Source organism: Streptomyces sp. NPDC005483, from assembly GCF_040606035.1.
GTDB lineage: Bacteria > Actinomycetota > Actinomycetes > Streptomycetales > Streptomycetaceae > Streptomyces.
In genome coordinates, this window is record NZ_JBEXEA010000003.1 from 442,166 (window position 1) to 456,428 (window position 14,263).

15 protein-coding genes and 1 tRNA gene are annotated in these 14,263 nt (G+C 68.4%); all 16 read right to left on the minus strand.

Features of this window, described 5'->3' with window-relative positions:
• Window positions 1–59: 59 nt before the first annotated feature.
• A tRNA-Ser gene (locus ABZT06_RS08140) sits at window positions 60–130 on the minus strand.
• A 355-nt stretch (window positions 131–485) separates the two neighbouring features.
• Window positions 486–647 (minus strand): hypothetical protein, encoded by a 162-nt coding sequence (locus tag ABZT06_RS08145; RefSeq protein ID WP_355736587.1) that lies wholly within the window; start codon window positions 645–647, stop codon window positions 486–488.
• Window positions 648–650: 3 nt separating this feature from the next.
• The gene (locus ABZT06_RS08150; RefSeq protein ID WP_355736589.1) at window positions 651–980 is read right to left on the minus strand and encodes a hypothetical protein; all 330 of its coding nucleotides are present in this window, start codon (window positions 978–980) and stop codon (window positions 651–653) included.
• Window positions 977–1,426 (minus strand): hypothetical protein, encoded by a 450-nt coding sequence (locus ABZT06_RS08155; protein ID WP_355736592.1) that lies wholly within the window; start codon window positions 1,424–1,426, stop codon window positions 977–979. Before ABZT06_RS08155 ends, ABZT06_RS08150 begins: the two co-directional genes overlap by 4 nt.
• Entirely contained in the window at window positions 1,427–1,810 is a 384-nt protein-coding gene (locus ABZT06_RS08160; protein ID WP_355736595.1) for a hypothetical protein, read from the minus strand.
• 28 nt (window positions 1,811–1,838) lie between these two features.
• Window positions 1,839–2,822: a hypothetical protein gene (locus ABZT06_RS08165; protein WP_355736598.1), complete on the minus strand. Its 984-nt coding sequence runs from the start codon at window positions 2,820–2,822 to the stop codon at window positions 1,839–1,841.
• A gap of 62 nt (window positions 2,823–2,884) precedes the next feature.
• On the minus strand, window positions 2,885–3,481 hold the full coding sequence (locus ABZT06_RS08170; protein ID WP_355736600.1) for a hypothetical protein: 597 nt from the start codon (window positions 3,479–3,481) through the stop codon (window positions 2,885–2,887).
• A 12-nt stretch (window positions 3,482–3,493) separates the two neighbouring features.
• The gene (locus tag ABZT06_RS08175) at window positions 3,494–4,105 is read right to left on the minus strand and encodes a hypothetical protein (RefSeq protein WP_355736603.1); all 612 of its coding nucleotides are present in this window, start codon (window positions 4,103–4,105) and stop codon (window positions 3,494–3,496) included.
• On the minus strand, window positions 4,102–5,193 hold the full coding sequence (locus tag ABZT06_RS08180; RefSeq protein WP_355736605.1) for a DUF5047 domain-containing protein: 1,092 nt from the start codon (window positions 5,191–5,193) through the stop codon (window positions 4,102–4,104). The genes ABZT06_RS08175 and ABZT06_RS08180 overlap by 4 nt, the downstream gene beginning before the upstream one ends.
• Before the next feature lie 3 nt (window positions 5,194–5,196).
• The gene (locus ABZT06_RS08185; RefSeq protein ID WP_355736608.1) at window positions 5,197–7,428 is read right to left on the minus strand and encodes a hypothetical protein; all 2,232 of its coding nucleotides are present in this window, start codon (window positions 7,426–7,428) and stop codon (window positions 5,197–5,199) included.
• Between the two features lie 10 nt (window positions 7,429–7,438).
• A complete protein-coding gene (locus ABZT06_RS08190) occupies window positions 7,439–11,911 on the minus strand; it encodes a hypothetical protein (RefSeq protein WP_355736611.1) in 4,473 nt (1,490 codons plus the stop codon).
• Between the two features lie 22 nt (window positions 11,912–11,933).
• Window positions 11,934–12,299 carry a hypothetical protein gene (locus ABZT06_RS08195; RefSeq protein ID WP_355736614.1) on the minus strand — a complete coding sequence of 122 codons (366 nt, stop codon included), beginning with the start codon at window positions 12,297–12,299 and terminating at the stop codon, window positions 11,934–11,936.
• Between the two features lie 44 nt (window positions 12,300–12,343).
• Window positions 12,344–12,751, minus strand: a complete 408-nt coding sequence (locus ABZT06_RS08200; protein WP_355736617.1) for a hypothetical protein — start codon at window positions 12,749–12,751, stop codon at window positions 12,344–12,346.
• Between the two features lie 102 nt (window positions 12,752–12,853).
• Window positions 12,854–13,441, minus strand: coding sequence for a phage tail protein (locus ABZT06_RS08205; RefSeq protein ID WP_355736620.1), 588 nt, complete (start codon window positions 13,439–13,441; stop codon window positions 12,854–12,856).
• Between the two features lie 71 nt (window positions 13,442–13,512).
• On the minus strand, window positions 13,513–13,905 hold the full coding sequence (locus ABZT06_RS08210) for a hypothetical protein (protein ID WP_355736623.1): 393 nt from the start codon (window positions 13,903–13,905) through the stop codon (window positions 13,513–13,515).
• Complete coding sequence (locus tag ABZT06_RS08215) at window positions 13,902–14,231, minus strand: HK97 gp10 family phage protein (protein WP_355736625.1); 330 nt, start codon at window positions 14,229–14,231, stop codon at window positions 13,902–13,904. The genes ABZT06_RS08210 and ABZT06_RS08215 overlap by 4 nt, the downstream gene beginning before the upstream one ends.
• Window positions 14,232–14,263 lie beyond the last annotated feature (32 nt).

Genomic DNA, 14,263 nt, shown 5'->3' on the forward strand with positions numbered 1-14,263 from the left:
CGAGATCAAATCGGTGCGGGTGACAAGATGCTCTGCCGATTGAGCTACGGGGGCCGCTAAGCCTCCGACGGGACTCGAACCCGCAACCATCCCATTAACAGTGGAAGTAACCCGTACCTGCGCACCGGGCACCCCCGATGCTGTGCCTCCCGAGATCAAGACGGCTGCGGCGAGTTCACCCAAGGAAGTAACCGCGGCCTGCGCACCGGGAGGTGCATGAAGTTGTGGCCCCACTGTAACCGGCAAACCGTGTTGCTTGTCCAGCAACTTCCACAACTCCCTACCGGACACAGCGAAACGCCCCACCACCCCGGAGGGCGGTGGGGCGTTGAAGTTGGCGGCGGGAGCCCATTCCGCAGGTTCGCGGGCCAGCGCCAACTGACCTTGGGCGTGCACGCCTTCAGTCGGTTGGTGGTGCTGCCGTTCGGGCAACCTGGGGTAGCGACCCCCAGGTCCCTCGCCAGTCGCGAGGTATTGGCTCCAGGCTACGCCGACTCGTCGACGAATGGCGGTAGGTCGGGTTCGAGGAATGGGCTGATGGACGGCGCGGGGACGGGTTGTTCGTCGATGCGGCCCATGCGTTCCAGCGAGTCGGCGTCGGCGGCGGTGTCGTCGCGGCGCGGGGACCGCGGCACGGCTTCAGGCATGAATCACACTCCAGTTCGGTTGTACTCGTCCACCAGAGGTTCAGCTGGTTCAGGGTCTATGCCCGCCCGGTACATCTGGCGGGACCACCGGTCGGCGGTCCGGGCGAACGCCCGCAGGACCGACTCCATGCGGACGACGCGATCCCGGAGCGACTTGTTCTCCTCGTCGACTCGCTTCACGGTGGCTTCCAGGACGGCGAACTCCTGCGCCTTCGCGGCGGGTGCAGCCTGGATTGCTGCCGCTGTGCGGGTGCCCCGGTAGGTGAACCAGCCGGTCACACCGACGCCGATCAGGGTGATGCCCGCCCCGATGATGCCCCAGATTCCGTTCACCCGGGTCTCCCCTCAGCCGCCTGGCCGAGGGTCCGGGGTGTTCCGGCATCAGGCGGGACTCGTGATGCGCACCAGATGACCCCGCAGTGCGATGTGATGTACCAGCCGAACAGCCACAACCCGCGCGGGTAGTCGCCGAGGATCCCCGCCCAGCCGTAGGTGAACGCCCAGAACGCGGGCGGAACACTCGCGGTGACGAACCCCCAGCCGTCCCGGCCGAAGCGCAGCCAGGCGGACGAAAAGGTGGCGGCGCCGCAAACGATCCACAGCCACGCCCAGCAGTGGACCGGCGCCCACCGGGTCAGCATGCCGAGTCCCAGCGTGATGGGCGGCGGCTCGAAGATGAACGAGGCGCCGAAGCAGATCTTGCCGATCCCCATGAAGATGAGGAATGGTCCGCGGCGGCCGAGGTGCCCGCTGAACCAGCGGGCCGCCCGGCGCGGCATTCAGACTCCCTGAACCGGGGACGCCTTGACCGGGCTGGACTGTTCGAGCGGCACGGCCGGCACGGGGGCGGTGACCTCGCGGTGCTCGAAGAGGGCGAGGACCGCGGCGACGAGCGACATCCATCCGGCCTGCTGCTCCGCGGACAGGTCGAGGCCGAAGCCGATGAACAGGGCCAGGCCGGCGGAGGCGAGCTGCAGGATGGCGGCGCCGAGCGCTCCGTTGCGCAGGACGATGGCGGAGGCGACCGCGACGATGCAGGACAGCACGGTGTTGATGAGGGCCTGCTGGTCGCCGGACACGTCGAGGCCGTAGGCCGCGGCCAGCTTCAGGGCGATCGCGATCGCGCCAAGGATGTACACAGGTTCCCGTCCGAACACTCTCATGATGATCTCTTTCTGCTTGGTGGTGCGCTCAGTTGGCGAGGCGTTCGGCGAGCTTGACGGCGACCTTCTCCGCGATCTGCTCGGCGAGGGCCGGGTTCGCGGCGACCGCGGAGGCGAGCGTGGCGATCTGTACGTCGGTGAGCTCGACCGCGGGCAGGACGTCGACCTTCTTCTCGACGCGGCGCACGACGACGGCCGCGTTGCGTGTGACCGTGGCCAGCGACACGAACGGGTTGTCGGGGCTGTCCGTGTCGGACTTGATGACCCCGTCGAGGGTGAGGGTCTTCTTCGCCGCAGCAGTGGCGATCTTGTCGATGTCGGCGTCGGTGAGCGCCACGTCGTCCTCCTGGGGGACTGTCGTGCCCTTGGCGAGGGCAATGAGCTTGGTGAACGGCAGGCTGCCCGGGTCGCCGTGGTCGTTCTCCGGCACGTGCTCGTGACCGCAGATGCCGTTGAAGGCGTTCCACTGGGCGAAGGGCATGCGGGCCGGGGAGGCCCCGTAGGAGGCGGGGGTGATTCCGGGGCGGCGCGCGTCCGGCCCATACGTCAGCCACATCGCCGGACCGGTCAACGGCACCTTGTGGTTGGCGTTGAGCCAGCGCAGGAAGCCGGCGAGATCCCGCAGCGCCCAGTCCGGCGGATTACCCCAGTAGATGTAGTCCTTGCCCGCGACCCGACTGCCCCAGGTCTGGCGCTTGGAGTAGTCGCATGTGCCATCCAGCTCTACCTGCGTCACGTTGAGCGTGTTCGTCTGTACGCCGCCGGCGAGGTTCTGCAGGGCGCGGGATGAGCGGTCGATGTCGAAGTGCTGGTACCACTTGAGGCGTTGGGCGGCAAAGTCGGCGACGGCCGTCAGGTTCGGCGCCATTGAACCGCCGTCGTAGCTGGGCAGGCCGACGCCTTCCGTCGTGTGAAGGACGCAGACGTTGACTTCCATGAGGTCGCCGCCCCACTTCGCCTGATGCCAGGCTGTGGTGCTGGCGCCCGGATAGCGCTGCGGGCCAGTAGGCAAGGTGGGCCCCTCTCTGGGCATGAAAAAGGCCCCTACCGGGGCGCGGGCGGGGATGCGGCAGGTCAGGTGGTCTTGATGAAGACGACGTGCAGGCGCAGGTTCGAGTTGTTGCTGATGTCGCCGGTGGCGGAGCGCAGCGTGCAGATGCCGTCGGTGCCGACAACGAACCCGCCGCCCGCGACACCCGAGTCCCAGGAGCCGTTGATGGTCTGGTGCGTGGGCCGCCAGCCGGACGGGAGGGTGCAGCACACGGTGTCGGCGATGTTGCCGCCTGATTCGTTGATGGTGGCCCCGGTGCGCGTCAGGAACGCGTCGATGGCGGTGACGCGGCCCTCCCGGTAGCCGGCGAAATCGACGACCGCGAACCCGGAGGCAGCCGACAGGCCGCTGTTGGTGCTCGACAGGGACTGCAGTGGGGTCATCCAGGCCGAGCCGTCGTACACCTCCAGCCGGTTCACATCCATCAGGTAGGTGGCCATGCCCTCCACGGGCGCGGTTGTCCCGGAGAGGGCGGCGCCGCGGGCTGATGCGGACGCGAACCGCATCACCGAGCGGGGCGCGATCGCGTTGGCGAGGTCTTTGGCGAGCTTGTTCGCGTCCGGGGCGTCCGTCAGGGACGCGATGTTGACGCCCTGCCCGTAGTCGTCCGTGGTCGGCACAAGGCATCCCTTCTAGGTCGTGTATGAGATGCCGTCCAGTGCGATCCAGGTCGGCAGGTTGGAGGACTGGAAGGTTCTGATCACGCCGGTGGTGAGGATTTCCAGGCGGATCGTGGCCGGCAGGACTGCGGCGTCGCGGCTGACCGCCCAGGAGACGGCTGTTGCGCCTTCGGGCCGGATTGCGGCAGGCAGGGTGAGCAGGGTGGCGCCGTCGGCGATCGACCCGGAGGTGGGGCCGATGCGTCCCCGCAGCCAGATCCGGCGGCCCTCGCGCAGGTATGCGGCGGTGTAGCCGTGGCCGGGGTTTTGGAAGCCGGAGGCGAGGGTGAGGGCCGTCCACGTCTGCGGTGTGGTGGCGGCGCGCCCCCAGGCCAGCCAGTTCCCTGAGCTGGACTGGTCGATGACGATGACGTCGCCGACCGCGGGCAGCACGTAGGACTCCATGCAGCGAATGTTGGGGATGCCGTCGGCTGCAACAGTGCCGTCGCCGTTGTCGGCGGTGACCACGGCGAGCCGCCAGTCGGAGCCGCGCACCGATGGGGCTGCTTCGCCGACTCGCTGCGCTTTGCGTGCGACTGCGGCAACCAGGTTCCGGTTGACGGCGAGCGTCGACTTGTCGCTCACGCGTCCTCCTTGGCGGAGATGGTGGCGATGGGAAATTCGCCGCCGTTGTCGAGGGGCACGGAGAAGGAGGCGACCTGGTGAAGTTCGCGGCTGCCGTCTTCGTGCATGATCCGCAGCACGTCGCCCGGCTCCAGGGCCGGGTTGGGCAGGGATGACACGTCCCCGGAAGCGTTCGGGGCTTTGAGCTGGGCCAGCTTGAGCGTCGCCGCCTGCAGGCACTGCGCCGTGGTGACCAGAGTCGACGAGCTGTAGAAGAAGGGCCTCCGCCCGTAAGGCCCCGACCAGTACGTCGGGGAGTTCGGGTCGTTGTCGACGACGAGAGAGGAGACCGGGGCGACGTTGTCGGAGGTGTTCTCCCCGCGGGCCTGGACCCCGTTGTAGACGCCGTCGCTGGACATGCCGCGGGTGGCCTTGATGTAGACGCCGCCCTCAGTGGCTTCGATCGCCCATACCGGCTCCGTCGTCAGCAGGTCGGGCAGGGTGCTGATGGTGAAGGTGCCGTCGGCGGTGACATAGCACTCCGCACCGGCTGCTGCGGCGATCTCCTGCACGCCGGTCCACGGGTCGGCTTCGACGTCGTAGACGCGGGTGCCGATGGTGGTGGAGGCGACGGTGCTGACGACGTCGGCGCCGGGAATGCTGCGCTGGATCAGCGCGGCGATCGCGCTGGCCACGGTGCCGGTAGCCCGGTATGGGGCCGTGAACTTGTCATCGGCGATGATCGCAGAGAGGTCTTTGCCCTGCAGCGTCACCGGGCCTTGGGTGACGTCTCCGTCGACGCTGTCGAGACGGAACACGCCCAGCGGCACCAGTTCCTGGCTGCCGTCGCCGTAGTCGACGCCGCGGCTGATCCTCAGCCGGGCCCCATAGGTGGCGAGCTGATCGGCGGGGGTGTGTGGGATCAGTGTCACGTCGGCGACGGTGACGGTGCAGGTGCGCCGGTTCGCCTGCCCCCGGTCCACGGTCACACTGCCGCCCGTATGCGGCACCTCGATGACGCGGCCGTCGGTGAGGAACAGCTGCACCAGCGTGACCGGGGTGTGGGATTCGGCGAGGCGGGCCAGGAACCGGTCGGAGACGGGATACACGCCTCACCCCCGCCGGTTCAGCAGCACGTCTTCCCAGGTGGCAAAGGTGTCCCGGACGTCCTGCCAGGTGTTGAACTCGGTGAGAATGTCCTGCCAGGTGCGGCCGGCAGGCCCGTTCATGCCGGTCGTCGCCGGCAGGTCGGCTTCGGTCAGCGGGAGCGTCCAGGCCCGCCACACGTCCTGCGCGAGTTTCCCGGTGCGGGCTTCCGCTATCTGGCCGACGTTGACGTACATGTCGTCGACGCCCATGCCCGGGTTGGCCTGCCACAGCAGGGTGTTGCCGGAGTTGAGCAGCAGGTGGAGGCTTTGCCGTTCGGCGTCGCTGCGGGTCCAGACGGCAAGGTCGCCTTCCAGGCCCTGCCGCATCCCGGACAGCACCACCTTGTTGCGGCGCCCCCGGACCACGAACGCGGCCTGGTCGATGGGCCGCGTCCAGTCGGGGGCCTGCTGCACCACCACCTTGAGGTTGCGCTGCGGGTTCCCGGGATCCTTCAGCCAGGCTTCGTTGATGTCGGCCAGCGTGATCGTGACGCTGGCCGAGGTGCGCACGGCGTTGACGGTGTCGTCGGTGCTTCGGATCTCGACGCGGTAGTAGACCGGCACCCCGATCGGCGCCTCATGATCCTGGGCGATGAGCAGATCGGAGGTGATGAGCTGCCGGTCGATCAGCCCCGACGCGCCCCGCACGAGAGTCCGGGAGCCGTCCTGGCCAACCCGGTAGATGGTGATCGTGTAGTCGTCGACGGGGAGCTCCCGCAGCGTCAGCACGATGTAGCCGTCGTCGTCGAGGGCCTCGACCGCAGTGAGTGGCAGCACCTGCCAGAGTGCGATCTGGTCGATGTGCAGCACCGAGTTGATCGCCGATGCGGTCGCCACCAATTCCATCGCCGCCTGCGTGGCGCCTGCCGGCGCGGTGGCATCCGATGCCAGCGCATACCAGGACGAGCCGGGAAGCGTGTAGGCGTTGCCGGTGGAGGCACCGAGGTCGACGTTGGAGGCGTTGTACCAGCGGACCCGCACCAGGACGCTCGACCACGATCCGGCCGCCGGGTGGGCAATCGCCTGCGCCCGCCAGTTCACGCCTGCCGTGACCGGGAACTTGGCGGAGCGGATCGTTGATGCGGTCGCGGTCGCCGAGGTGATGGCCAGGGCGTAGGCGCCGTCGAAGAAGCTGCTGCCCCACGGCGTTGTGCGGGCCAGGGTTGCGACACCCGTAGTGGTTGCCCACCCGGCGACACCCTGCTCGAACGAGGCGTCCGCATACGGCAGCACCGAGCCGGCCTGCAGCGACGGCGCCGTCACCACCACCACGGTTTCCAGGCGCAGCACCTGCCCGGCCGACGCACTGTCCAGGCCGGCAGCCACCGAGCAGGTGGCCGCGTTCGCCGGGGCGACCATGGAGGCCCGCTGCCGGTACATGCCCGTCGTCGCCGGAGGTGCCAGCGTCGAGCGCTGAACGCCGACCTGGTTGCCGACGGCGTCGTAGAAGCGCAGCTCAATCCATGCCTGCGAGGTGAGCACGGGCGGCTGCAGGTAGGCGTAGGCCAGATACTCCACGCCGGGCGTCACCGTCGGGTGGTCCACCGCCAGCACCGAAGCGTTGCCGGCCGCTACCGCCGTCACCGCCAGCGTGTGGCCGCCGGCCAGGTAGTTGGTGACCGCCCAGTTCATCACAGGCACCTGGCGGGTGACGGTGGCGTTGACGACGGCCGCCCAGCCCGAGGCGTCGACCTCGGTGGACTCGGTGTTGAACGGCAGCAGGTTGCCCGTCGTGCGCAGCGGCAAGCCCAGGTAGACGTTCTCCCAGTAGTGGGAGACCGTGACGCCGACCTCGGTCGACGACAGCAGCACCTGGGCGGTGACGGTGCCTGCGGGGGCGGCCCCGGCGACGCTGACACGGTGCCAGCCCGACGAGGACGCCATCGTCGTCAGCGACCAGGTGATGCTGATTTCGGTGCCGCTGCTGTTGAGCCACCGGATCCCGATCCGCTCCCCCACCACACCGGCGGTGTCGGAGAACGCGTAGTAGACGGTGCCTGCGGTGACCGGATAGGAGGAGACGGTGCGGGCCTGCATCTCCCCCGCCGCCACCGACCGGACGGACAGGCAGCCGCCACCGCCGGTCCTGCCGCCCACGCCCAGGCCGATCGTGCAGTTCAGCTTGGGTGTCCACCCGGATGTGTTCGGGTCGATGGTCTCCGTCGTTGAGCTGAGGAGGTTGCCCGGGATCGCCAAGAGAACCTCCTCAGCTCGCGTTGAGTGCGCTGATCAGCTGCTGCTGGCCCTGCTGCATGACCGTGGTTGCCTCGCCGCGGACCCGGCCGAGGAACTCGCCGGAGTCGAGGTAGAGGCTGCCTTCGAAGCTGGCCGGACCCGATGTGCCGCGTGCTGCCATCGACGTGAGCGCGTTGGCCTGCGCCGTGGTGAACACGGGCTCCGGCCTGCCGGTCCCGTTGAACGCGAGGTTCATGCCGGGCTGCAGGTATCCGCCGGAGTCGTAGGACCCCGGCTTGAACCCGTACCAGCTGGTGAACAGGGAGTCGTTGTATCCGCGGGCGGTCGGGCCGTAGTGGACGCCGCGGCCTCCGCTGGACTCGACGTTGGTCTTGCCGAGCGTTCCCGCCGTGTGACCGACACCGGCATTCGTGATGCCGATACGGAACGGCGAGTTGCCGTGGTAGACCCAGCCGGGAGGCGCCGTCTTGCCTGAGAACGCCATCGTCGCCCACCGCCTGTGCGGCTTCTGGCCTCGGATGACGGACTCGATCGCCGACATGAACCCGGAGCAGTCCCAGGACGGGTTGCCGTTGCCCGCCCACTGGTAGGGCAGCCCGTTCTGGCTCTTCGCCCACTTCAGTGCCGCGGAGATCCGCGGCCCGCCGACTCCTCCGGCGCCCTTTTTGTCGGCCTCCTTGCTGTAGCCGAACAGGGCGTCGATGATCCGGTCCGGCATCTTGCGGAGCAGTCTGCCGAAGCCGGTGTCCATGCCGGGGAAGGCGCTGAGCAGCGGGTTGACGACGGTCTTCACGCCCGCCTTCGCCGACCCTTCCAGGGTGTCGCCGAGCCAGGACGCGCCCTTCTTGATGCCGTTCCAGGCCGCCGTACCGGCACCGAGGGTGGCGGAGGCGGCCTTGCCGATCCAGCCGAAGATCCCGCCGTCCGCGAACTTCTGCGTGATGCCGCCGTTGGCGTAGCGCAGGGAGGTGTCCGTCGGGGTGTGCGGGTTGCCGCCCAGGAGGGGCGCCAGGGCCGCCTTCACGCCGTCGGAGCCGCGTGACTTGGCCAGGGAGTTCATCTGGCCGACGAACCCGGAGCCCACCGCGCGGGTGAACTCGGGCCGCATGATGGCCTCGCCGCCCGACAGCTCCAGCTGGCCGCCGGTCGGTGACACGAACCGGTGCACGTCACGGCCCGGTGTGTAGCCGGGCATGATGCCGCCGGACGCGAACTTGAACTTCGGCAACTGCGGCGCCCCGAAGGCGCTCGCGACCTTGTTCCAGACGCCGCGGATGCCGTTGTTGTAGACGACGTCCACGATGTACTGGACCGGCTTGCGGGCCAGGTCACGGACCTTCGACCACTGCTCGCCGATGTAGTCCTTCGCCGCCCTGAACGCGTCACCGACAGCCTTGACGCCCGCTTTGAGCAGGTCGAACTGCGGCTTCACGCCCTTCGACCACAGCCAGGTCGCCCGGTCGGCGATCCACCCGAACGCGGGCTTGATCGCGCCCGTGTACAGGAGTTTCGCGGCGTCACCGATGGCCCGGAAGTTGGGGCCGAGGACGTTCTTCCACAGCCACACGCCGACCCTCGCGACCGCCTGGAACACGGCGGCCATCGCGTCGAACTGCGGCTTCAGTACGTTCCTGTAGAGCCATACGGCGAGTGCCGCGATCGCCTCGAACGCGGGCTTGATCGCGCTCCGCCACAGCCAGCCCGCGATCGCCCCGAAAATCTTGAACGCGACGATTATCGGCAGGATGACGGCGACGACGATCGCAGTCAGCAGGATCCGGGCCGCCAGCGAAATCGCATCCCAGGCAGGCTTGATGGCGTTCGTCCACAGCCACATCGCGGCCCGGCCGAGCTGCTGCAGCCCGGTCCAGAGTTGCATGAAGACGGGCTTGAGGACGTTGTTCCACGCCCACAGGGCGGCCGTCTGGATCGCCGCCCAGGTGGCCTGCACCGCGGTCCGGAACCAGCCGAACTTGTTGTAGGCGTAGATGACCGCTGCAGTCAGCGCGACGATCCCGATGATGATCAGCGTGATCGGGTTGGCGGCCATCGCCGCGTTGAACGCCCACACGGCGATCGTCCACAGCTTCGTCGCCACATAGGCGGCGTAGATACCCTGCACCAGCCACGGCGCATTCGCGGCAATGATGCTGATTGCCTCCGCCAGACCACCAAGCACCTTCAGCAGCACCGTGCCGATCGGCGACATGGCCTTGCCGACATCGAAAAACGCGCTGAACACCTTGCCCAGGGCGTCGGCGACGATCGGTCCCTGCCGCGCCGAGTAGTCCAAGAACTTCTCGAACGCCGGAGAACCCTTCAGGCTGGTGCCCCAGTTGGCGAAACGGCCCGTGATCCGCTGCATGCGCGTCGAGATCGAGTCCATGTGCGGCAGGAAGGCGTCGATGATGCCGACCATGCCCTTAAAGATCCGACCGAAGGACACACCCAGGCCAGTGATCGCGGGGCCAACCGAGCCAGCCAGCTCCGTCTTGAACTGCCGCCACCACGGCGATTTGAAGCCCCGCGATGCACGATCCTGCAGGTCACCGATCGCCTTGGCCGCGGCCAGCACGAACGGGGTGAGGCTCGGCAGGCTGTTCTTCAGCCCGTTCAGCGCCCGGGTGAAAATGGGCATGACGGCAGGCTGCAGCGCCCTCGACCAGGCCGAGAACGCCGTCCGCAGATCGATGAAAGCGTTCAGAGTGGCCCTGGCCGACGGTGTCAGCTTCGCCAGCGCGGCCTGGTACTTGGCCTGCGCGATCGCAGCCTGATCGATGCCCCCAGCCGCCGACTGCGACGCGGAGGCAATCTGCCGCTGCGCCGAGGCGATCGAATCAGCCCCGGACTGCTGGGCCTGCACGACACGCTCCTGGGCGCGGGCAATGTTCTCGGCGCCCTGCCGCTGCGCCTCAGAGACGTTCTTCTGCGCCTCGGACAGCTTCTGCTGAGCATCCGCGATCGCCCTGGTGTTCTCGATCTGCGTCTTCGCGACGTTATCCTGCGCCTTCTTCAACGCAGTCGTCTTATCGACAACCCCCTGCTGGGCGGCAGCGAGCCGCTCCTGGGCGCTCTTGACGGTGTCGCTGCCCTCGACGCCGGCCTTGTTCGCCGCCGCCGTATCGGACTTGAGACGCTGGGCCTCAAGCTGCTGCTCCTTCAGGTGCTGCTTGGCCTCGTCGAACTGCAGCTGAGCCTGCTGCCGCTGCAATGCGGTCGCCTTCGACCCGGCGGCGTTCACCGCGTTGAGGTTCTGTCGCGCCTCAGCCACCCGCAGTTCGGCATCCCGCACGCCGAGCTGCGAGTCGACCAGCTGGTTGTTCATGTCCTGGAGTTGGCGGGAGGCTTCCTTGCGGGCCGCCGTCAGATCCAGCTGAGCTTGACGGGCGGACTTCTGTGCTGCGGCCAGGTCGCGTTCCGCCTGCACGACCTGCTCGTTGGCCTGCCCCATGCGGTCCGCGGCCTGGACGTAGGCGTCCGACAGCGACTGCCGGGCCTGCTTCACCTGTGCGGCGGCCTGCGCGTTCGCCTGCGCCGCTTGCCGCACCGCGTCACTCACGCCGCGTTCGGCGTCAGCAATCTGACGGGCCGCGTTCCGGCGGGCCGTCGCCAAAGCCTGCTGCGCCCCCGCCATCTGAATGGCCTTCGAAGCACCCGCCCCGTTCGCCTGCGCACCCCGCAGCGTGGAGTTCGCCGCCGCGTCCTGGGCCGCCTTCTGCGCCTGCAGCACGCCACTGATCTGCTTGAACGCAGGCACGGCCACCAGGGCTATCGCGCCGACGCCTGCAGCGGCTGCGGTGCCTGCGGCGGCGACAGCACCAAGCCCCGCAGCGATCACCGGCAGGACCGGCAGGATCGCTGGCCCCAGCGCGATCGCCGCGAAGACGAGACCGTTGATGCTGGCTGTTGCCGCGCTCGCGTCGATGTCGACATTCTTGCCGTCGACGGCATCGACCTCGGCGCGCAGCGCGGCCAGCTCAGCCAACGCCCGTGCCGTGTCGGCGCGCACCTGCACGTTCGGGTGCTGGGCGCCGAGTCGCGTCAGACGAGCCTCAATATCGGTGATCTCCGCGAGCGCGGTCGCCGCATCGACGTCGATGCCGATCCGCTTACCCGACAGGGTCTCCAGACGGGCGCGCAGGCGAGCCATGTCGGCGTCGAAGCCGGTCGTCGACAACGTGACATTGGCCTTCGGGAGTGACCGGAACGCCGCCTCCAGCCGGGCCTTCAGTGAACGGGAGAACGCACCCGCCGTCTCGTCGCCCTGCCGGACTGCCGCCGGACGAGCAGCCTTCGCGCCGTTGTTGATGCCCTGCGTGATCGCAGGCGTCATGTGCTGGACGATCTGCCGGCCGATGATCCGGCCGACCTCGTCACCGATCTGCGACGCCGGAGGCACCAGAGCCGCGCGGAGGCGGCCTTCGATGCCGGATGCGTTGGGCAGAACATCAACTTCGACCGAACCGACAGAGATAGCAGGCACCGGGAGCCTCCTCCCGGCGCCCCTACGCGGCGCCCCCGTTGATCAGCGTGAACAGGTGGTTGGCCTGCGCGTCGGACATGTGCTGCTTCGGGCGGAGCGCTTTCGCGCCGGGCCGCCGGATCGGCTCCGGGGGTCTCGGCCTCTTCGACTTCTGCTCGGTGTTGACGCACAGCAGGACGTACTCAAGGCGGGCTACCCGGTCGGCGACCATCGCCAAGAGCTGCTCGGCCTGCGACCAGCGGCCCTTCTCCGGCTCACCCTTCTCGCTCTGCTCCGCCAGCTCCTCTTCCGGCATGGCGTTACGCAGGGCAGTCCAGGTGGCCGACTCGGGCGGCAGCTGCTGGATGAGGACCCGCAGCCGCCGCCACGACATCTGCCCGCGGTGCACGTCCAGCAGATCAACGCCGTTGTAGTAGCGCAGCAGGTCGGCTTCTAGCGCCTCCGCGTGCTCCTCGACGACAGCGCGGGTCCACGCGAGTTTCCCAGGGACTCACCGGCCCGGTCGGCGGCGTCCTGAACGAACTCGCCCCACTCCTCGTTCGTCGGGTCGACGTCCAGGTAGATGTCGTAGTCGTCCGGATGGATCACGATCTGCGCGAACGCGTCGATCTGTCCTTGTGCGGCCAGGCGCTGCCACGACTGCCGCCAGGCGCCCGGCGGGATGATGCGGATCTCCTCGTCGCACAGGATGGCGGTCACATAGTTGCTGACCGCCTCGGTCTCCTGCGCTTCGGCCGCGGTGACCTCCGGCTCCTCATCCGGCTGGGTCTTGCGGCGGGTGGTGGCGGTCCGGGTTGCGGCGCGTGCCGCCCCCGGCTTCCTGCTGCTGGTGCTCGGCATGGCGCGGGCTCCCTATCTCTCGGCGCGGGCAGATGGTGAAGGTGGACGGGCCGGGCCCGCGCCAACGGGGCACCCGCAAGTGCCTACGGCCCGTCCACCAGCTCAGGACCCGCTGTAGGCGGGCGTTACAGGGATCTTGTCGACGTGGTAGACCGTGTTCCCGGACTCGTCCGGGTAGGTCGTGATCGTCCACTCGTAGCCGGACATTTCGTCCTGCTTGAAGCTGACGTCGGAACGGTCGTTGATCTCGCCCTGCGGGACGTAGAAGCCCTTGTAGGCGTCCCCGTCGATCACCAGGAACCAGAACGCCCTGCGGTCCGGCACCGGCGACGCCGTCTCCGCGTACTTCGTGAGCCCGTCGCCGTCCGGGACCAGATCGGCGGCGTCCAGCCGGTACTGCAGCGACTGCACCGCCACCCGCGACGTCTCCCACACCGTCAGCCCGAACGTGCGAACCGACTTGGTGATCTGCGTGCGGAACGGGCTGGTGAGGCCCCACGGAGTGAACTCCTGCGAATCCTCGTCGAAACCGTAGGTCAGGCCGTCGTCCGAGATGGCGCCGAGCGGCGCCCACGGCGACGCCGGCTGGTTGCGAGGATCGGCAGGTGCCGTCGAACCGACCGGCGCCACCCATCCCCCACCGTTCGCTCCCACCAGGGCGAGGTCCGCGGCGCGGGTGATGTTGACCATGATGTCTCCAGACATGCGAAAGCCCGCGCACGGGCGGGTGTTGAAGGGGTCCGGCGCGGGCCCAAAGCCGGTCAGGAAACCGGGTGACAGAAGAACTCGTAGGTGCCGCCGACGCGACGAAGGGCGGTGTTCTCGTAGTCCCGCACGGCAGGCAGAGAGAGGCAGCCGGTGCGGCCGATCACCACCGTGGCGGTCGTCGAACCACGCAGCACACTGGTGATCCAGTCGTGCACCTCACGGGCCAGAGTGAACGCAGCCGCCCTGGTAGCGGCGTACACGTTCATGTCGACGAGCATGCGGGCCAGCCGCATTCCGTCGTCGCTGCCTGCGGGGATCTGCTCGAACTGGATCGTCGGCAGCTCGTTCAGCAGGTTGTTGTCGAGCTCATCGCGCACCACCGCGTCCGGCCACACGGCCTGGGCGCGGGGAATCAGCTCGGCCTCGATGTCGACGATCGCCGTCACTGGTTCCGACCGCCCAACGCCGCCGCGCGAAGCAGCACATGGTGCGCAGGTACCTTCTCGGTGCCGTACTCCACCCAGCGGGCGTAGTAGGCGCTGTTGCGGACGTAGCCGACCGCCCTGTCCCGGCGACGACCGCCACGGGGAGTGCTGTCCGTCGACCACGACCGCTGATAGTGGCCAGGGTCCGGGCTGCGCTCGTCCACCGGCGAGAGCGCGATCGCGACACCCTCAATGACCTTCGCACGGCGCAGCATCTCCGCCTGCATGCCCGGTGAGCGCAGGAGTTCGCCGACACCTTTGCGCTTCATCTTGAACCGTGCTGCCATAACCCCTCCACGAACTCGTACCACTGGGGGCG